Source organism: Hymenobacter polaris (genome assembly GCF_012927305.1).
Taxonomy (GTDB): Bacteria; Bacteroidota; Bacteroidia; order Cytophagales; family Hymenobacteraceae; genus Hymenobacter; species Hymenobacter polaris.
In genome coordinates this window covers 225,506-243,776 of sequence record NZ_JABBGH010000001.1, presented here as the reverse complement: position 1 = coordinate 243,776, position 18,271 = coordinate 225,506, and the positions used below count along the sequence as shown (strand labels likewise).

Here is an 18,271-nt window from a genome sequence, read left to right as displayed (position 1 = left end):
CTTGCAAGTACTTATGAAAATTCTGCTACCCCTACTGCCCGCCTTGCTGCCCCTGGCGGCCCTTGCCCAGCCCACCAATCCGCAGCCGCCCACCGACCCCAACATCCAAAAATGGGTGAATGAGGTATCGGCCAAAACCCTGGAAGCCGACGTGCGCAAGCTGGTTAGCTTCGGCACCCGCCACACCCTAAGCGACACCCAGGACAAGAAGCGCGGCATTGGGGCGGCGCGGCGCTACGTGTTCGACGAGTTTCGGAAGTACAGCAAGGCCGGCGGCGGGCGCATGACGGTGGAGATGGACACCTTCACCTACAACCCCGATGGCCGCCGGGTAGACAAGAAAACGCTGATGGCCAACGTACTGGCCACCATTCCCGGCACCGACCCCACCGATACGCGGGTGCTGCTGATGAGCGGCCACATCGACTCTAGGGTGACGGATGTGATGAACCGCACGGCCGACGCGCCCGGCGCCAACGACGACGCTTCGGGCGTGGCCGCTGTCATGGAAGTGGCCCGCGTGCTGGCCGGCCAGAAGTTTCCGTGCACCATTAAGCTGGTGGCGGTGCAGGGCGAGGAGCAGGGCCTGCTGGGGGCCGACCACCTGGCCAAGCGCGCCAAAATAGAAAACTGGAACCTGGTGGCCATGCTCAACAACGACATCGTGGGCAACTCGCACGGCCACGACCCCGACGTGACCGATACCCTGCACCTGCGCGTGTTTAGCGAGGGCGTGCCGGCCACCGAAACGCCCGAGCAGGCCCGCCAGCGCCGCCAGCTGAGCAGCGAAAACGACGCCAGCAGCCGCCAGCTGGCCCGCTACACCCAAACGGCCGCCCGCCAGTACGTGAACGAAAACGGCTACCAGGTGCTGCTGGAGTACCGCCCCGACCGCTTTTTGCGCGGCGGCGACCACACGCCCTTCAACCAGCAAGGCTACGCGGCCGTGCGCTTCACCGAAACCAACGAGAACTTCGACCACCAGCACCAGGACCTGCGCACCGAAAACGGCGTGGAATACGGCGATAAGCCCGAGTTTATGGACTTCCGCTACCTGCGCCGCACCGCCCAGGTAAACCTGGCTACCCTGGCTAGCCTGGCCCTAGCCCCCGCCGCCCCCCAAAAGGTAGAAGTGCTGACCGCCAAACTCACCAACCGCACCGAGCTGCGCTGGCAGGCCCCGCAGGGCGGCCCCGCCCCGGCTGGCTACGTAGTGCTGGTGCGCGAAACCAGCGCTCCCCAGTGGCAGCAGCGCATCCCCGTAAAGGGCCTCACCGCCGACCTGGCCATCAGCAAGGATAACTACATTTTCGGCGTAGCCAGTGTGGATGCCCTAGGCCACGAGGGCCTGCCGGTGCTGCCGATAGTGGGGCGGTAGGCTATGAAAGCTTTTGAGGCGCTGATTTTTGATTTGGGCAAGGTGGTTTTTGACTTGTCGTTTGACAGAGTCTTTCACTTCTGGGCCGCCGCCTCAGGCCAACCAGTGGAGGCCATCAAAAGCAAATTCCAATTTGATAAATTCTTCGATGAGTTTGAAAGGGGCGAGATTTCAGCCCGAACCTTTAGGGCTGAGGTATCGCGCCGCCTAGGCCTTCAGCTTACCGACCAGGTATTCGACGCAGGTTGGTGTGCGCTGTATCTCGACCATTATCAAGGAATTGATGAGCTACTGACCAATCTGAAGCAGCAATATCGCCTCGTAGCGCTAACCAACACGAACAGCATCCACGCGCGAGTCTGGCAACTAAAGTACCGGGCCAGCCTAGGCTACTTCGAAAAAGTATTCAGCTCGCACGAACTCGGAACCAGAAAGCCGGAAAAGCAAGCCTACCAAGCCGTTCTGGATTACTTAGGCACTAAGCCTGAGCACACCATCTTTCTGGATGACAACCGCGCCAACGTAGCCGGCGCGGCGCAGCTTGGCATCAAGACCATTTTAGTGGAGTCGCAAGCGCAAATGCGAGCTGACTTATACCAATCGCTGAGAATAGGCTAGAGCAGTTTAGCACAGTATAAACCGTGATACCACCAGAGAATACCCCGGACCAATGGTTGCTTGCTTATACAATGAGTAACCTTTCAGAATTGTGTTATGCAGCTAGGTGGATGGATAATCTCGAATATGTCTTGTGGCATTCGGTGATAGAAGGCCCTAGGCGTTATGGACGTGGCGAAATAAGCTTGGATGATATAAAGGCGCTTAAAATGTTCTCCGAAAGGTGTGGAAAATGGATATTTTTCGATGATACGGATGGAGAAACTCCAATTTCCTTGGATTTATGGCAGGAGAAATATACTCAGCATGTCAACACTAACCCTCGTTCTTTACGCTAGCTAATAAGGGTTTATTAGGATTCTATTCCGCTCTTGGCTCTGAACCGGAGAAGCTTAACACAACGTAGCTTACCCTAGTCTACGTGCATCTGTGCCCAGCCACAATTTCAGTTTTACTCATTTCAGCTAAGCCGTTCTACCTTCGCCGCAACGCACGGGATACACCTCGCCAACGCGGTTGCCTATAAACGGCGAACCCCCGGCGTTGTGGCGACGCCGAGGGTTCAGGAAGTAGGTGCTCTCACACCTTACTCCCAACTCACAATGGAAAAAGGTCGTGCGAAAACGGAAGTCAAAGTCAAGCTTGACATCCGGATACCGCCAGAGGTTGCCAAATGGCTACTCTGGTTTCTAATGAGCGGCGGAGCTGTCACGGCAGCCGCGCATTGGATTAGGTAGGGTAAGGGGGTGGGCTGCAAGGCTCATCCCCTTATTTTTTGAGCGTTGAATCTTCAACAAATGTAGAACATTCAACGCAAACCTGATACCGTAAGTTTGGTAGTGCCACGTATAGCGTAGCTGCCCATGTTCCCTACCCCGCCCAGGTCCACGACTACCAAACGGCCCTAGGGGCAATCCAGGCCGGCCGCAAGCGTAGCCATTGGATGAGGTACGTCTCCCCCCAGATTTAGGGCCTGGGGTACAATAGCCTGGCGCAGCGCTACGCCATTGCCGATGCCACCGAGGCGGCTTACCTGGCTCACCCTACCCTAGGGCCCCGGCTGGTGGAAATCGCGCGGGCGCTACCGGCGCTACCGGCAGGACCTCTACTCGGGTAGCTACAGCTTCAAGTCCTTCTTGTTGTCGTCTGAGGTTCTGTCCACTAGCTCGTGGTAGGGGTCGACGGCTACCGAGGCCGGCTTTTGGGCCACGACGAACTGCAGCTTATTGTCACCCGTTGCCAGGCGGCGCTTTACGAGCAGCAGGGGGGCGGCTGGTTTTTTATCCTTGCCCGGCTCGGGGAAAACGGCCACCGGCAGGTAGTCGTGCTCGGGGGCGGGCCGCTGGTTGCCGGTGCTGTCGGCGTAGAACTTGGCGCTCTTCACGGTGAAATCGACCTGGTAGCGGCCGTCGGGTAGCTTTTTGGCGTTGGCGGCCGTTATTCGGTTGTCATAGAGCGTGATACGGTTGAAGTTATCGGCAATAAACTGCTGCAGCGAATCGGGCGCGGCCCGGCGCAGCGCCCCGATAAACTCGGTCGAGTTGGTGTAGGGCGGGCCTTGAAACGCCACCGCTTGCACGTACCCGCGCAGGGCCGCGTTCAGCTTTTGCTCGCCCAGGTAGTCTTGCAGCGCATACATCACCACCGAGCCCTTGCCGTAGTGGATATACGTCTGGTTTTCGACCAGCGCCAGCGGCACTTCCTTCTTCTGCTCGAAAGCGCGGCCGCTGAGGTAGCGGTTGAGGTCGAGCTTGAGAAACTTCTGCATGGCGGCCAGGCCGTAGTGGTGCTTCATCACCATCAGGGCCGAGTATTCGGCCAGGCTCTCGGCCATGAGCGTGCTGCCTTGCACGTTGCCGCCGATGACCTGGTGCGCCCACCACTGGTGCGCCACCTCGTGGGCCGCCACGTAGAAGGGGTAGTCCAGGTCCTCGGGGTCGTTGTCATCAACTTTGGCAATGAAGCCGATGCTTTCCGAGAACGGCACCGTGTTGGCAAAGCTTTGCGCAAAGCTCTGGTAGCCCGGAAACTCCAGGATGCGCAGCTGCTGGTGCTGGTAGGGCGAGAAGTTTTTAGAGCAGTAGCTCAGCGCCTCCTTGGCCCCGGCCGCCATGCGCTTAAGGTCGTACTCGTGGCCGGCGTGGTAGTAAATCTCAATCGGCAGGGTGCGCCCACCGGCCGAATCGACCCACTTATCGGTGTACTTCTGGTAGCGCGCCGAGAGGAAGGTGTAGAAGTTGAGCATCGGCCGGTCCATGCGGTAAGCGAAGTAGCGGCGGCCGTTGCGCACCCATTCCTTTTGCAGGTAGCCGGGGGCTAGGGCCGTTTGGTCGGGCTCGGTGCTCACGGTGGTGGCAAACCGAATCCAGTCGGCGTCGGTGCTGATATAGGTGTTCTGCCTGGCTTTTAAGTCGTTGACCGGCGCCATGCGCGGCTTGGGCTGGAGGCCGTAGCTTTTGCGGTCCTTGTCGCTGCGCAGCTCGACGTTTTCGCGGTAGCCCAGGCTAGGCAAGTACCCACTGCTGACGAACGTGCCGTTTTCCACGATGTTGGTGTTGGAACCGGAGTTTGGAAACCCCAGCTCGCGGTAGTCGAGCGTCAGGGCCAGGGGCAGGGAATCGCCGGGGGCCAGGGGCCGGGCCAGGCGGTAGAGGCGCAGGCCGGCCGTGGTATCGTTCAGCGCCAGCGCGGCCTGCCCGGCCGCGCCGAGGCGCAGGTGGCGCACGCGCGGGTGGTTTTCGGCCGGCAGGCTCACAATCACCGTGTCGAGCGGCCGGGCGTGCTTATTCACCAGCATCATTTCGCCCTGAAAGTGTACCCGCCGGGTGCTCGGAAAAATGTCGGTGTTCAGCGTCACGGCCACGATGCGCGGCTGCGGCACACCCCTGAGGCGGCGGTACTGCTTTTCGTACTGCACCTGCAGCTTTTCGTCCTCCTTGGGCGTGCGGTACTGATTGAGCACGTTGGTGTTATAGTAAATAAAGCTGCCCGTGCCCAAGGCTACCGCTAGGCCGGCGGCCAGGGCGGCGGTGCTGCCCGCGCCCCAGCGGCGACGCGCTTCGCCCAGGCGGCCGCTGGGGTCGGTGCCCCGCACCCAGAGCAGATTGGCCAGCAGCCCCAGCAACAGGGCCACCCCCGCCCACAGCAGCTTGGTCCACCAGAAGGCGGGCAGAAAGTGCCCGTAGCCGTTCATATCCGAATAGGGGCCGGGGCTGCCCCCACCGCCGTAGGAGGTGAGGCGGTGCGTGAGACCCAGCCCGCCCTTGGCCAGCGTGAACACGTAGTACACCACCATCACCAAAAAGCCCACGTACTTGTTGTTGACCACTACCTGCGTCACCATCGCCAGCACGCACAGCAGCAGCAGGTAGGCCAGCTGGTAGAGGAATAGGGCCTGCAGGTACAAGCCGATTTCGTAGTGGAAGTAGCCTTTGAAGGTCTGGATGAGGAGGCAGCAAACCAGCACCACAGCCAGCAGCACTACCTGCACCAGCCCTAGGGCCGCGAGCTTGCTCAGGAAGGGCACCCAGCTGGGCACCGGCGCGGCATCGGCAATCTGGGCCACGCCCGCGTCGCGCTCGCGCCACACCAGCTCGCCGCTGTAGAAGATGATGATGGCCAGAAAGAACAGAAAAAACGAGCCTGTGGCCAGGCTCAGCACCACTTCCGTGACGGGATAGGTGGGCGTGTCGAACGTTTTGCCCGCCTGCGACGCGGTGGTGAGCAGAAAAAGAATACCCGCCCCCACGATGGCCGCGAAGTAGCGGCTGCGCACGATGCCCCGAAACTCGAGCTTGGTGAGGCTCAGCCACTGCTGCCGGTGCATGGCCCCGGTGAAAAGCTGCGTGACGCGGGGGAGGCGCAGGCTGCCCGCCGTGGCCCCCGCCCCCCGCTCGGCGGCCACCTCGGCCGGCACGGCGCGGGGCTTTTTGGCGGCGCGCTCCGAAGCCAGCGCCGCGAAGCGAAACCGCCCGTAGCAGAGCGCCAGCAGGCCCAGTCCTACCCCTAGCCACACCGCCCGGTTGAGCAGCATGTAGGTATTGAGCGGCAGCAGGCGCGTGTTTTTGTCGGCGGCCGTCCAGTACTTGGTGGTGATAAACTGCGCGCCTAGGCCGAAGGCGTCGAGCGTCGAGGCCAGGTACTCGTTCTTTAAATCGGACGTGTAGGACGTGGAAATCAGGTAGGCCACCAGCAGCAGCACGGCCCCGATGTACGTGCTCAAGATGTTGCGCGTGAGCGTGGCCATCGTGAAGAAGATGGCCCCGCAAAACAGCAGGTTGGGCAGCACCAGCAGCAGGTAGGGCCAGAGGTAGGTGCCGGCCGGTGCCACCTTTAGAAAGCGGTCGGCCTCGATGCCGGGCAGCACCCCGGCCACCGCCGCGCCCACCAAAATGCCGCTAAATACCAGCGCTGCCACCACGTAGGAACCCAGGAAGCGGCCGCCCAAATAGCCCCACTTGCTGATGGGCTTGGTGTAGAACAGGGAGTGCGACCGGGTTTCGAAGTCGCGGTACACCGGGTTGCCCATCAGCGACGAGGCGATGACAATGCCAAACACGCTGATGGTGCTGACGATGAGGCTCACCGAGAAGGGCGAGTTGATTTTGACAGTTTGCCCGTCGCCGCCCAGGCTGATGTTGATAGCCGAGCCAAAAACCCCGCCGGCCGCCGCCACCAGCAAGCCGGTCAGCAGCGCCAGCACCAAAAAATAAATCCAGGTAGCCGGCCGCCGCAGCCGGTACTTCAGCTCAAAAAGGAAGATGGGTAGAAACATGACGAGCAATTCAGGAATAGAAATTAAAAGCTAGCAGTCAAGCAGTTGTGGCGCCACGGCCTTGGCTATCTGACTGGCAGCTCCGAGTTTTTAATTTCCGAGAAATACACGTCTTCCAAGTCGGGGCTCACGGCCTCGAAGCCACTGTCGGGCGCGGCGTCGGCCAGCACGTGCACCACCGTTTTGCCCGCAAACAGGCGCGAGCTGATAACCTGCTCGCTGGCTTGCAGGGCGGGCAGCTCGGCTTTCTCAATCAGCTTGCGCCACACGCGGCCGCGCAGGGCCTGCATCACTTGCAGGGGGTCGCCGGTGAGCAGCACTTCGCCCTTATTGATGATGGCCATGTGGCGGCACAAATCACTTACATCGCTGACAATGTGGGTACTGAGAATCACCACCCGGTCTTCGCCAATCTCGCTCAGCAGGTTGTGAAAGCGGTTGCGCTCGGCGGGGTCGAGGCCGGCCGTGGGCTCGTCCACGATGATGAGGCGCGGGTTGCCGAGCAGCGCCTGCGCAATGCCGAAGCGCTGCTTCATACCGCCCGAGTAGCCGCCCACGTATTTTTTGCGCACGTCGTAGAGGTTGGTTTGGTGCAGCAGGGCGGCCACCATCTCCTTGCGCTCCCGGCCGCTGGCAATGCCCTTGAGGGTGGCGAAGTGGTCGAGCAGCTCCTCGGCGCTCACCTTGGGATATACGCCAAACTCCTGCGGCAGGTAGCCCAGCACCCGGCGCACGGCTTCCTTGTCGCGCAGCACGTCGAGGTCATCGAGCAGGATGCTGCCCGTATCGGCATCCTGCAAAGTGGCGATGGTGCGCATCAGGCTGCTTTTGCCCGCCCCGTTGGGGCCCAGCAGGCCAAACATGCCGGTCGGGATGGTGAGGTTGACGCCCCGCAGCGCCTGCGTGCCGTTGGGGTAGGTTTTGGAGAGGTTGGTAATGGTGAGCGCCATAAGCAAAAAATGAGTGCGGGTAGTGAATCACGGTTGGGCGAGCAAGTATTACAGCGCGCGGCTCGCCAGCCCCTTAGCCAGCCCCCTAGGGCCCTGCTAAGGGGATGAAGCCAGCGGCCCAAGGGTTGCCTGGCGGGCCGGCTTATTTGCCGTGGCGCACCACCCAGTCGCCCACAGCTTGCAGCAGCGTGGGCGAGCAGGTCTCTTCCAGCGTGGCATACTCGCTGATGGCGCCGGTGGCCGCAGTTTGAAATAAGTGGTTGAGGCCGGGCAGCTCGCGCACCGTCGCGTCGGGGTTGTGGGCGGCTTGCAGTGCCTGGCGCAGGGCGGCCAGGTTGGGCGCGGCCACCACCTGCACGTCCCGGCTGCCGCCTAGGGCCAGCACGGGGCAGTGCACCCGGCTTATGGTCTGGGCGGGGCGGTCGGCCAGCAGGGCGCGGTAGCCGGGGGTCGTCATTTGGGCGGCGGTGCGCTCGGCGGCGGCCGGGCTGGCGCCGGCGGCCGTTAGCAGTGCCAGCAGCTGGGCGCGGGCCGGGCCGTTGTCGGGGTTCTGCGTAATGGCGGCTAGCGCCGCCCGCTGCCGCTGCTCGATGGTGGCCAGGGCGGCGGGGTCGCTGGTTTGCAGGCGGGCCAGGGCCACGGCCTGCTGCACCATCATTTCATCGCCGGGCAAGCCGGGCGCGGCCAGCAGCACCACAAAATCAGGGCCTTGCGGCTGCGCGGCGGCCAGCAAAGCGGCCGTGCCGCCCTCGCTGTGGCCCAGCAGGCCCACGTGCTTGGGGTCGATGCCCGGCTGGGCGCGCAGCCACCCCAGGGCCGCGCGGGCATCGGCGGCGTAGTCGGCGCTGGTGGTGCCGGCCAGCGTGCCGGTGCTCTGGCCCACGCCCCGGTCGTCGAAGCGCAGCACGGCTACGCCGCGCCGGGTCAGGTAGTCGGCCAGCACGGCGAAGGGCTTGTGGTCAAACAGCGTCTCGTCGCGGTCTTCGGGCCCCGAGCCGGTGAGTAGCACCACGGCCGGAAACGGTCCCGCGCCCGCCGGCTCGGTGAGGGTGCCGGCTAGCGTCACGCCGGCCGCTTCGTTGCGAAACGTCACGTCCTGGCTCTGGTAGGGAAACGGCGCGTGGGGCGTCTGGGGCCGCTGGGGGCCGGCCGCAGTGCCATCGGGCGCCACCCGGCTGAAAACCAGGGGCAGGGCCTGCCCGCCCTGCCGCCACTCGCCGGCCAGGGTTTGCCCGTCGGCGGCGCGGCGGCCGGCAAAGCGGGCGTGGGCCACGGCCAGGTCGAGGTACACGCTGTCGGCTTTCAGCGCAAAAGCCAGGGGTAGGCCAGCAGCTTTCTGAGCCGGAATGTCGAGGGTGGCGGTGCGGGGGCCGCCGGCCGGGTCTTGCAGGTGAGCCGTGAAAGTGAGCCCGCCCAGGCTGCCGCGCCAGTCGCCGGTGAGGCTGGCCGGCGTTTGGGCGGAAGCGGCCGCGGGGCCTAGGAGCAGGGCAGCGAACAAGAGCGTTTTCATGGGGCAGCGCGGTGGGTAGAGGGTGAAAAACAGGCGGGCAGCAGCTGGGCGAAGGCGAGCGGGCTTCCCTTTCAGCTGCGCTCCACTGAGCCAAAAGTGGCTGGCTGCCCCTGCCCGCGCCTTTTTTAAATGACGAAATGCCCCGCTTGGCTGACGAACGCGGGTTAGTGGCGGACAAGCGGCGTTCGTCATTTTTAGCCCCAGCCCGGCCCGGCCGGGCCGTAGTTTTGCCCCATGACCCGGCCCTCCTTTCTCACTCCGCGCGTGCTGCGCCATGCCATCGGCTGGCTGCTGATAGTGAGTTTGTTCACCTACCTGAATCGCGTAGTCTTGCCGGGTCAGTTTCGGGTGTTTGGCCTGCCCTACTCGTTGCCGGTGCTGCTAGGGCCGGCGCTGGCCATCTATGCCCACTATTGGCTGCTGAGCCACCAACTGGAGCACCGCCGCTACGGGTGGTACCTGGCCGGCACGGTGGCGGCCATCCTACTGGGCTCGGCGGTGCTGGCGGCAGTGGGTAGGCACGTAGACCCTAGGCCGCATTCCACCGTCGTCTTCGGCAAAGAAGGGCCGGGGGTAGTGGTTGCCGCGGCGCCAAAGCCCTGGCCGGCAGAGTTCGGCCAAGCCGCCGCCAACGTGGTCACTACACTGCTGCTGGCCACCGTGGCCCGCTACACGCGGCGCGGCATCAAGAGCTACTACCAGGTGCAGCAGCTGCACGCCCGGCAGCTCGAAACGGAGCTGAGCTTGCTTAAAGCCCAGGTGAATCAGCATTTTCTGTTCAACACCCTCAACAACCTCTACGGCCTGAGCCTGGCCGCCCCCGACCAGATACCCGAAGCCCTGCTGCAGCTGGCCGATTTGCTGCGCTACCAGCTCGACAGCTCGCGCCAGGCCCGCAGCACGGTAGGCTCCGAGGCCGACTACCTGCGCAACTATATCGGCCTGGAAAAGCTGCGGCTGCGGGCCGGCACCGAGGTCGAGTTTCAAGCCGAGCTGCCGCACCCCGACCACCCGCTGGCCCCGCTGCTGCTGTTGCCGCTGGTCGAAAACTGCTTCAAGCACGCCGTGGGGCCGGAGGGCGCGGGCTTCATTCGCATCGGCCTGGTGCAAACGGCCACCAGCCTCACGCTGCGCACCGAAAACAGCGTGCCGGCCCACTTCCGGCCGGCCCCTTCGGGCGTGGGGCTGCCCACGCTGCGCGCCCGGCTGGCGCAGTTTTACCCCGGCGCCCGCCACCAGCTGCGCGTAGAGGCCACGCCGGGCTACTACGCGGCCACCCTGCAGCTGAGTCTGTAGCGCCTGGTATCTTCGGGACTCTCTGCGCCCTGCCCATGCCCGTGCCCCTGCGTTGCTTAGTAGTTGATGACGAGCCCCTGGCCCATACCGTGCTGCGCGCCCACCTCGACCGCCTGCCCGGCCTGGTGGCCTGGGCTGGCAGTTGCTACGGCGGCGCCGAGGCCCTGGCCCAGCTGCATACTACGCCCGTCGATGTGCTATTTCTCGACGTGGACATGCCCGGCCTCACCGGCCTGGACTTGCTGCGCGCCCTACCCCAGCCGCCGGCCGTGGTGCTGTGCACGGCCCACGCCACCCACGCCCTCGATGCCTTCGAGCTGGGCGTGGCCGATTATCTACTGAAACCCATTCGCTTCGAGCGCTTTGTCAAAACCATTAGCCGCTTGCACGCTGGCCGCCCCGCCGCCAGCGCGGTGCCCCTAGCCCCGGCGGTGGAGCCAGCCACGACGGCTATTTTCCTCAAGACCGATGCTGGCATGGAGCGGGTGCGGGTGGCCGACCTGCACTTTATCGAAGGCTACGGCAACTTTGTAAAATGCCACCTGGCCAGCGGGCGGGTGCTGCTTACCGCCGAAACGATGAAGCAGTTGGAAAGCCAACTGCCCGCCACGCAGTTTCTGCGCATTCACAAGTCTTACGTAGTCAACCTGGCGAACATCGAACGATTTAGCGGCAACATTCTGGTAGTCGGTACGCGCGAGCTGCCGGTGGGCAGCACCTACCGCCCAGACGTGCTGCGGCAACTCAACGGCGCTGCCCGTGAGCCCAAATAAAGTGGCCCAAAGGCCTTTAGCAACTGCTGGCGAGCGGGCGATAGTTGTGTAAAATCTGATAGCCAGCACTAAACACTGCAAGCCCCTCGCCTGCATCGGCAAGGGGCTTGCAGTATTTAGCCTACCAGCCTTACAGCACCATGCCGCCGGTAGCCTCGATGCGCTGACCGTTGAGCCAGCGGGCCGCGTTGGTGCACAGGAAGGCCACAATACCGCCGATGTCGTCGGGCTCGGCTACGCGGCCTAGGGCCGTGGCCTGGGCCACCCAGGCGCGGATTTCGGGCGTGTCCGTCATGGCCCCGCCGCCGAACACGGCGCCGGGCGCCACCACATTGGCCGCAATATTGCGGCTGCCCAGCTCCAGGGCCAGGTAGCGCGTGAAGACCTCCACGGCCCCTTTCATGGTGGCGTAGGCCGAAACGCCGGCGTAGGAAACCCGCGTGGTGGCCGAGGAGATATTGATGATGCGGCCACCGTCGCGCAACAGTGGCAGGGCCTGCTGCGTGAGGAAGTACACGCCCTTGAAATGGATGTTCAGCATCTCATCGAACTGGGCCTCCGTCGTTTCGGCGATGGGCGCGGTCAGGCTGGTGCCGGCGTTGTTGATGAGGAAATCGAAGCGGTCGGTGCCGAAGGTATCGGCCAGCACCTTAGTGACTTGCGTGAAAAACGCCCCGAAGGTGCTCAGGTCGGCCGCGTCCAGGGGCAGGGCGGCGGCGCGGCGGCCTAGGGCTTGAATTTCGGCCACCACGGCGGCGGCTTCGGCCTGCTGGCTGCGGTAGGTGAGGATAACGTCGATGCCCTGCTGGGCGAGCTTCAGGGCCATGTCTTTGCCCAGGCCCCGGCTGCCGCCGGTGAGCAGGGCGATGTTGGAAGTACTCATAGCGAGTGCGTTTGCAGTGTTGATGGAATACGACAAAGGTCCCCTAGGGCACTAGCGGCGGCGTTGTACGCGCCAATCGACTTGTTGTAGAAATCAAATGAACGCCGCGGCCTGCGCCCGAAAAGCGCCGGGACTTACGGGGGCGTAGCGCCGGAAGAAGTGGGAGAAGTGGGCCACGTCCACGAAGCCCAGGCTGTCGGCAATTTCCCAGAGCGACCACTCCGACTGGTGCAGCAGGGCCTTGGCTTCCTGCGCCAGCCGCCCCCCGATGAGGTCGGTAGTGGTGCGGCCCGTGCTGTCTTTCAGCACCTTGTTGAGGTGGTTGACGTGCACGGCCAGGTGGTCGGCAAAGTCCTTGGCCGTGCGCAGCTGCACGCGCTGCTGGGGCGTGGTGAGCGGAAACTGCCGCTCCAGCAGCTCTACGAAGCGCGACGAGAGCCGGGCGGCCGCCGTGTGCGCGGGGTGCAGCGCGGCGGTAGCTTGCTGCTTCTGGCCCAGGTGCAGCAGCTCCAGCACGTAGGCCCGCAGCAGGTCGTACTTGTGGACGTAGTCGGAAGCTAGCTCCTCGCGCATCTGGTCGAAGATGGCCGCCGCCCGCGCAGCTGCCGGGGGCGTCAGCTGGAACACCGGATACCCCTCGGCCCGGAACAGCGGCAGCTCGTCGGGGGTGCTGCCGCCGAGCACCGGCAGCACAAACTCGGCCGTGAAGACGCAAAATTGCGCCCGCTGCGCCTCGGCGGGCCGCCAGTATAAGGGTACTTTGGGTGTCGTAAACACCAGCGCATCGGGCTCGATGGCTATGGTGCGGTGGGCGTACTCGGCGTGGCTGCGGCTGCGCAGCAAGCTGATTTTGTAAAACGCGCGGCAGGCGTAGGGCGTGCCGGGCCGCAACTGGGGCGGCGGGTAGGAAGTAGCCTGCTCCGCCACCTCAAACACGTTGAAGTGGCCCACCTCGCGCTGAATGCCGCCGGGCAGCAGCGCGCTTAGCTTATCACTGGTGCAGGGGGCTAGCTCCTGGTAAAGGGCGGTCAGCGCGTCGGTGGTCATGGCAGCAGCGGGCTTGTAGGATTCAAAGCATCCCTAACCCCCTAGGGGTTAAAAGGTTTGCCAGCAGCCAATTCCGGGCACCGTAGGGGCGGGCTTGGCCCCGCCCGCCGTTAGCACCGCTGCCCTAGGGGTGAACGAAATTGGCTGCGTGGTGCGGGCGACGGGCGGGGGCCCGCACCACCCGCCGCTAGCTGGCGGTAGTTTTTGCGGGTGCGGGGCCTAGGGGTGGTGGCTGGGCGCACCGCCAGGCCTTCAGCCTACCTGCACCTCCACGGAAGCAATTTTGGTAATCATGTAGTTGCGGCGGTCGGGGTCGTGGGTGGTGGGCTGGCAGTGGCCGGCGCGGTCGGTGGCGCGGGCCTGCAGGGTGTGGCGGCCCGGCGCGGCGGGCGGCGTCCAGCTAAACTCCCAGAGGCGCCAGGCGAAGGGCACGGCCTCGTCGAGCAGGTGGGCGGGCTGCCAGGTGCGGCCGCCGTCGGTGCTCACTTCCACGCGGGCCACCTCGCTCTCGCCCGCCCAGGCCGCGCCAAACATGCGGTAGGGCTGCCCGGCCGGCACGAATTCGTGCAAGGCGGGGCGGGCAATTTCGGCCTTCACCAGCATCTCGGCCACGGGCACCAGGGTGGGCAGGCCGTGCGTGCGCCGCCAGTAGGCGTACTCCAGCGTTTGCCAGTAGCCGGCGTAGGGCGCGGCGCTGACCGTAATGCGGTGCAGCCACTTCACCGAGGCCATGCCGTAGTAGCCCGGCACCACCAGCCGCACCGGAAAGCCGTGCTCGGGCGTCAGGGGCTGGCCATTCATGAGGTAGGCTACCAGCACTTCGGGCTGGCGGGCCTTGGCCAGCGGCAGGCTGCGCGCGTAGGGAATAACGCCCGGCGCCCGCGGCTCGTCGTTGACCGGGCCCTGGTCGGCGCCTTCAAAGATGACTTCCTGCGCGCCCGCTTGCACGCCGGCCCGCGCCAGCAGCGCCGACAAGGGCACGCCGGTCCAGGTGGCGTTGCCCACGGCGCCTTGCTCCCAAAGCAGGCCCTTGGCCTTGGGGGCGAGCCGGGCGCGGCCGTTGCCGGCGCATTCGAGGGTCGCCATGAGGGTGGTGGCGGGCAGGCGGCGCAGCTCGTCGTAGTCGATTGTCAGCGCCTGCCCCACTTCCCCTTCGAGGCTGAGCTGCCAGCTGGCCGCCTCCACCGCCGGCACGGGAAAGTGGCTGCGCACGTAGAACTGATTGGTGGGCACCAGGCGCTCGGCCAGGGTCGGGAAGGGCAGCTCCAGGTTAAGCGGCTCCTGCTCGCGGGTGATGAGGCCGGGAAAGAGTGCTGCGCTGGAACCCGTCGGCACCGGCGGGGGCGGGCTACTTGCGGCAGTACTGGTCGGGGCAGCTTGGGTGGAGCCAGGGGTCGTCTCTTCCATAGAGCAAGGGCGTAGGGGGCCCCTAAAGTAACGGGCAGGGCACCTATCCCACCCAGGCCGCCCGCCGCTGGGAGAGGGCGCGGCCGCGAATCGCCACCAGGGCAAGCCAGGGGAGTGGTTTTGGTGGCTCGGCCTAAACCCGCGGTCGGCTTTGCGCGTCCTACCCTCCTACCTACGGCGGTTTCGTAGTCAGGGCACCGTAGGGGCGGGGCGGGCCCGTCGCCTGCTCCGTTTAGGCGCTTTCGTTCACCCCTAGGGCAGCGGCGCTAACGGCGGGCGGGGGCCAGCCCCACTCCTACTATATACTGACTGCGAATTCGCGCTAATTCACCGCTTGGTTTACCCGGCATGGCCACAGAAATCAACCTCCAGCGCTTCCTCGACGCCCAGCAGCGCGACTACCCGACGGCCCTGGCCGAGCTGCGGGCCGGCCGCAAGCGCAGCCACTGGATGTGGTATATCTTCCCCCAGCTTCGGGGCCTGGGCTACAGCAGCACGGCGCAGTACTACGCCCTGGCCAATGCCCGCGAGGCGGCGGCTTACCTGGCCCACCCTACCCTAGGGCCCCGGCTGGCGGAAATTGCGCGGGCGCTGCTGGCCCTGCCGGGTAGCAATGCCACCGCCATCATGGGCACGCCCGACGACCTGAAGCTGCGCTCGTCGATGACGCTCTTCGCCCAGGTGCCGAGCGCCGACCCGGTGTTTCAGGCGGTGCTAGCTAAGTTTTTCGGCGGGGCGCCGGATGCGCAAACGCTGCGCTTGCTGGGGCAGTGAGCCAGGAGCTGAGCCTCTACTTCTTGCCCTTTACCTCGCTCAGCAGCTGCACGTTGAGGCGCGTGTATTCGTCCTTCGCCACCTCGTTCTTAGTGGCCGCGAGCAAATCCAGCGACTTGCGGGCGGCGGCGCCGGCCTCCTGGGGCTTGCCTTGCTTTTGCAGCAGCTTGGCCTTCCAGTAGTAGTATGAGTAGTTGGGATTGGCCTTGATGGCCTCGTCGAGCCAGCCCACGGCGGGCGTCAGGTCGGGCTGGTTGGAGTTGTAGTAGTACTGCGCCGCCGCCAGGTAGGGCTTCTTCTCGCCCTGCATGGCCGTTTTTATTTGGGCTAGCACCAGCGGGTCGGGGTTGCCCACCAGGGGCAGGCTCACCTGCACCCGCTCCCAGGCCAGGGTGAGGTCGGCGGCGGCGGGGCGCAGGTTTTCAAGGCTGAGGCTTAGGCTTTCCTGGGGGGCGGCCAGCTTGGTGGCCTTGGCGGGCAGGCGCAGCACGTCGAGGCTCTGCTTGTACTCGTAGGCGCCCCACTGGGCGGTGTCGCGGTTGAGGATGAGGGTCCAGTCGGTTTTGCCGGGGATGGTGAGCAGGGCGTAGGTGCCGGCCGGCACGGCCTGCCCGCCCAGCGTCACGGCCTCGCCAAAGCGAATTTTGGTGACCGTGTTGGCCCCCGTGCGCCACACCTGGTCGTAGGGCACGAGCCCGCCGAAAGCCACGCGCCCCTTGAGCGAGGGCCGCGAATAAGCTAGCTCCACGAACGTAGTGGAAAAGGCCTCGCGCAGGCGCACGGCCGGGCTGGGCTGCGGCAAGTTGAGGGGGGCCTGGGCGTGGGCGGCGGGTGCCAGCAGCAGGGCCAGCCCAGCCAGGAGGTGAGCGAGGGCGCGGGGATTGGAAGAAGTCATGGCCCCAAAAATACGCGGTGGCCCTAGGAACGCGGCGCGGGCGAACAAGTGCGTCATTCCTACGTTGTTACTACGCGGGTGGGGCCTAGGGCCCGGCGCCCCGCCCAGGCCCGCGCCGGGGCTCCTTTTGCACTCCTTGCCTGCCTGCCTACCCCATGAAAATTCTGCTCACCGGGGCCACCGGCTACATTGGCCAGCGCCTGCTACCCGCCTTCACCGGGGCCGGCCACGCGGTGGTGTGCCTGGTGCGCGATGCCCGCCGCTTTGCCCTGCCCGATACGCTGCCCGCCAGCCAGCATTCGCTGGTGAGCGTGGCGCAGGGCGACCTGCTGAAGCCGGAAACGCTGGCCGACCTGCCCCGCGACCTTGACGCCGCCTACTACCTGGTGCACTCCATGAGCAGCCACGGCAGCGCGGACTTTTACCGCCTCGAGCAGGCGTCGGCCCAGCACTTCACGGCCTACCTCGACCGCACGACGGCCCGCCAGGTCGTCTACCTCTCGGGCATTGCCAACGACCACGACCTGAGCGTGCACCTGCGCTCGCGCAGCGCCGTCGAGCAGGTGCTGGCCCAGGCGCACACGGCGCGCCTCACGGTATTGCGGGCCAGCATCATTATTGGCTCGGGCTCGGCCTCGTTCGAGATTATCCGCGACATCGTGGAGAAGCTGCCGGTGATGGTGACGCCGCGCTGGCTCAACTCGCGCTGCCAGCCGCTGGGCATCCGGGACGTGATTTTTTACCTCACGGCCGTGCTCGCCAATCCCGCCTGCCTCGGGCAGAGCTTCGACCTAGGGGGGCCCGATGTGCTGACCTACAAGCAAATGCTGCTGGGCCTGGCCGCCGTGCGCGGCTACCGGCGCTGGATAGTCACGGTGCCCGTGCTCACGCCCCGACTCTCGTCGTGGTGGCTGTACCTGGTCACGAGCACGTCGTTTTCGCTGGCCCAAAGCCTGGTCGAAAGCCTCAAAAATGACACCGTGGCCGACCCGGCGCGCAGCATCGCGCGCGTCATTCCGCACCAGTGCATGAGCTACCGGGCGGCGCTGGCGCTAGCCTTTCAGCGCATCGAGCAAAATGAGGTGGTGAGCAGCTGGAGCGACGCCATGAGCAGCGGCACGCTGCGCCAGAACTACATGGATGCCATCCAGATACCTAAGCACGGCATGTTTTTCGACCGCCAGAAGCGCAAGTTTACCCGCCCCGTGGCCGAGGTGCTGGATAATATCTGGCGCATCGGCGGCGAGCGGGGCTGGTACAAAACCGACTGGCTCTGGCGCATCCGGGGGCTGCTGGACAAGCTGGTGGGTGGAGTGGGCTTGCGCCGGGGCCGCCGCTCGCCCAACCACCTGCGGGCCGGCGACCCGCTCGATTTTTGGCGCGTGCTGGTGGCCGACCCCACCGCTTGCCGCCTGCTGCTGTATGCCGAGATGAAGCTGCCCGGCGAGGCCTGGCTGCAGTTCCGCATCAGCCGCAATGCCGATGGCAGCCACACCCTGGAGCAGCTGGCCGCCTACCGCCCCGAAGGCCTGCTGGGTCGCCTCTACTGGTATGCCGTGCTGCCCTTCCACGGCATCATCTTCAAGGGCATGATTAAGAATCTGTTGGCCTACCCCACCAGCGCAGCCTAGGGCAGTCGCGCAGCCAGCATACGGGGGTGTAGCGATGCAAAGATGCGTCGCTACACCCCCGTATGCTGGGCGGCCACCGTGCTTCTAGCGCGCAGCCGACTGCGGCCGGGCGGGTGGCGCGCCCGGCTGGCCCGGCGCCCAGGACGTTTTTTTGCCTAATCCAGGCAACTGCCGGCGGGCTTTGGCCATCTAGCCCTTCGTACCCGCCCGCTGGGGAGCGTGTAACGTTTGGGCCCTAGGGCCGGTAACCGCTACAAACCCTAAAAAAACGAGGCGAAATAGTTGCTCCGCTTGCTGGAAACGGCGATTGAGAAAAATATTTTGCAACAGTACCT

At 64.9% G+C, this 18,271-nt stretch carries 13 protein-coding genes and 1 pseudogene; 7 read left to right on the top strand and 7 right to left on the bottom strand.

Annotation, left to right across the window (positions count from 1 at the left end; all coding sequences use genetic code 11):
• The first annotated feature begins 13 nt into the window (after positions 1 to 13).
• From HHL22_RS00950 to HHL22_RS00940, 3 genes and pseudogenes are all read left to right on the top strand, one after another.
• Complete coding sequence (locus tag HHL22_RS00950; RefSeq protein ID WP_169529105.1) at positions 14 to 1,378, top strand: M28 family metallopeptidase; 1,365 nt, start codon at positions 14 to 16, stop codon at positions 1,376 to 1,378.
• Positions 1,379 to 1,381: 3 nt separating this feature from the next.
• Complete coding sequence (locus tag HHL22_RS00945) at positions 1,382 to 1,996, top strand: HAD family hydrolase (protein WP_169529104.1); 615 nt, start codon at positions 1,382 to 1,384, stop codon at positions 1,994 to 1,996.
• Positions 1,997 to 2,885: 889 nt separating this feature from the next.
• Positions 2,886 to 3,113: pseudogene (locus HHL22_RS00940) on the top strand (DUF1810 family protein); the annotation flags it as partial.
• Here the strand turns inward: HHL22_RS00940 and HHL22_RS00935 are convergent.
• The 3 genes from HHL22_RS00935 to HHL22_RS00925 all read right to left on the bottom strand — a co-directional run bounded on the left by HHL22_RS00935 (position 3,114) and on the right by HHL22_RS00925 (position 9,230).
• Positions 3,114 to 6,770 carry a M1 family aminopeptidase gene (locus HHL22_RS00935; RefSeq protein ID WP_169529103.1) on the bottom strand — a complete coding sequence of 1,219 codons (3,657 nt, stop codon included), beginning with the start codon at positions 6,768 to 6,770 and terminating at the stop codon, positions 3,114 to 3,116.
• 65 nt (positions 6,771 to 6,835) lie between these two features.
• On the bottom strand, positions 6,836 to 7,720 hold the full coding sequence (locus tag HHL22_RS00930; protein ID WP_169529102.1) for an ABC transporter ATP-binding protein: 885 nt from the start codon (positions 7,718 to 7,720) through the stop codon (positions 6,836 to 6,838).
• 142 nt (positions 7,721 to 7,862) lie between these two features.
• On the bottom strand, positions 7,863 to 9,230 hold the full coding sequence (locus HHL22_RS00925; protein ID WP_169529101.1) for an alpha/beta hydrolase family protein: 1,368 nt from the start codon (positions 9,228 to 9,230) through the stop codon (positions 7,863 to 7,865).
• A 234-nt stretch (positions 9,231 to 9,464) separates the two neighbouring features.
• Between HHL22_RS00925 and HHL22_RS00920 the strand changes: the two genes are divergently transcribed.
• Together HHL22_RS00920 and HHL22_RS00915 are read left to right on the top strand one after the other, a co-directional pair.
• On the top strand, positions 9,465 to 10,526 hold the full coding sequence (locus HHL22_RS00920; RefSeq protein ID WP_169529100.1) for a sensor histidine kinase: 1,062 nt from the start codon (positions 9,465 to 9,467) through the stop codon (positions 10,524 to 10,526).
• A 35-nt stretch (positions 10,527 to 10,561) separates the two neighbouring features.
• The gene (locus HHL22_RS00915) at positions 10,562 to 11,299 is read left to right on the top strand and encodes a LytR/AlgR family response regulator transcription factor (RefSeq protein ID WP_169529099.1); all 738 of its coding nucleotides are present in this window, start codon (positions 10,562 to 10,564) and stop codon (positions 11,297 to 11,299) included.
• Positions 11,300 to 11,429: 130 nt separating this feature from the next.
• Here HHL22_RS00915 and HHL22_RS00910 read toward each other — a convergent pair whose 3' ends face one another.
• The 3 genes from HHL22_RS00910 to HHL22_RS00900 form a co-directional block, all read right to left on the bottom strand.
• Positions 11,430 to 12,182 carry an SDR family NAD(P)-dependent oxidoreductase gene (locus HHL22_RS00910; protein WP_169529098.1) on the bottom strand — a complete coding sequence of 251 codons (753 nt, stop codon included), beginning with the start codon at positions 12,180 to 12,182 and terminating at the stop codon, positions 11,430 to 11,432.
• A gap of 93 nt (positions 12,183 to 12,275) precedes the next feature.
• Positions 12,276 to 13,229, bottom strand: a complete 954-nt coding sequence (locus HHL22_RS00905) for a helix-turn-helix domain-containing protein (RefSeq protein WP_169529097.1) — start codon at positions 13,227 to 13,229, stop codon at positions 12,276 to 12,278.
• Between the two features lie 252 nt (positions 13,230 to 13,481).
• Positions 13,482 to 14,636, bottom strand: coding sequence for a sulfite oxidase (locus HHL22_RS00900; protein WP_169529096.1), 1,155 nt, complete (start codon positions 14,634 to 14,636; stop codon positions 13,482 to 13,484).
• 348 nt (positions 14,637 to 14,984) lie between these two features.
• Between HHL22_RS00900 and HHL22_RS00895 the strand changes: the two genes are divergently transcribed.
• The gene (locus HHL22_RS00895; protein ID WP_169529095.1) at positions 14,985 to 15,410 is read left to right on the top strand and encodes a DUF1810 domain-containing protein; all 426 of its coding nucleotides are present in this window, start codon (positions 14,985 to 14,987) and stop codon (positions 15,408 to 15,410) included.
• Positions 15,411 to 15,426: 16 nt separating this feature from the next.
• On the opposite strand, the gene HHL22_RS00890 is transcribed toward HHL22_RS00895, so the two are convergent.
• Complete coding sequence (locus HHL22_RS00890; RefSeq protein WP_169529094.1) at positions 15,427 to 16,305, bottom strand: DUF2911 domain-containing protein; 879 nt, start codon at positions 16,303 to 16,305, stop codon at positions 15,427 to 15,429.
• A 155-nt stretch (positions 16,306 to 16,460) separates the two neighbouring features.
• Between HHL22_RS00890 and HHL22_RS00885 the strand changes: the two genes are divergently transcribed.
• Complete coding sequence (locus tag HHL22_RS00885) at positions 16,461 to 17,936, top strand: SDR family oxidoreductase (protein ID WP_169529093.1); 1,476 nt, start codon at positions 16,461 to 16,463, stop codon at positions 17,934 to 17,936.
• The last annotated feature ends 335 nt before the right edge of the window (positions 17,937 to 18,271 follow it).

What these genes read in the sequence shown, in the direction of transcription:
- HHL22_RS00950 (WP_169529105.1), top strand. Translation starts at nt 14, where the DNA reads ATGAAAATTCTGCTACCCCTACTGCCCGCCTTGCTGCCCCTGGCGGCC.
- HHL22_RS00945 (WP_169529104.1), top strand. Translation starts at nt 1,382, where the DNA reads ATGAAAGCTTTTGAGGCGCTGATTTTTGATTTGGGCAAGGTGGTTTTT.
- HHL22_RS00935 (WP_169529103.1), bottom strand. Translation starts at nt 6,770, where the DNA reads ATGTTTCTACCCATCTTCCTTTTTGAGCTGAAGTACCGGCTGCGGCGG.
- HHL22_RS00930 (WP_169529102.1), bottom strand. Translation starts at nt 7,720, where the DNA reads ATGGCGCTCACCATTACCAACCTCTCCAAAACCTACCCCAACGGCACG.
- HHL22_RS00925 (WP_169529101.1), bottom strand. Translation starts at nt 9,230, where the DNA reads ATGAAAACGCTCTTGTTCGCTGCCCTGCTCCTAGGCCCCGCGGCCGCT.
- HHL22_RS00920 (WP_169529100.1), top strand. Translation starts at nt 9,465, where the DNA reads ATGACCCGGCCCTCCTTTCTCACTCCGCGCGTGCTGCGCCATGCCATC.
- HHL22_RS00915 (WP_169529099.1), top strand. Translation starts at nt 10,562, where the DNA reads ATGCCCGTGCCCCTGCGTTGCTTAGTAGTTGATGACGAGCCCCTGGCC.
- HHL22_RS00910 (WP_169529098.1), bottom strand. Translation starts at nt 12,182, where the DNA reads ATGAGTACTTCCAACATCGCCCTGCTCACCGGCGGCAGCCGGGGCCTG.
- HHL22_RS00905 (WP_169529097.1), bottom strand. Translation starts at nt 13,229, where the DNA reads ATGACCACCGACGCGCTGACCGCCCTTTACCAGGAGCTAGCCCCCTGC.
- HHL22_RS00900 (WP_169529096.1), bottom strand. Translation starts at nt 14,636, where the DNA reads ATGGAAGAGACGACCCCTGGCTCCACCCAAGCTGCCCCGACCAGTACT.
- HHL22_RS00895 (WP_169529095.1), top strand. Translation starts at nt 14,985, where the DNA reads ATGGCCACAGAAATCAACCTCCAGCGCTTCCTCGACGCCCAGCAGCGC.
- HHL22_RS00890 (WP_169529094.1), bottom strand. Translation starts at nt 16,305, where the DNA reads ATGACTTCTTCCAATCCCCGCGCCCTCGCTCACCTCCTGGCTGGGCTG.
- HHL22_RS00885 (WP_169529093.1), top strand. Translation starts at nt 16,461, where the DNA reads ATGAAAATTCTGCTCACCGGGGCCACCGGCTACATTGGCCAGCGCCTG.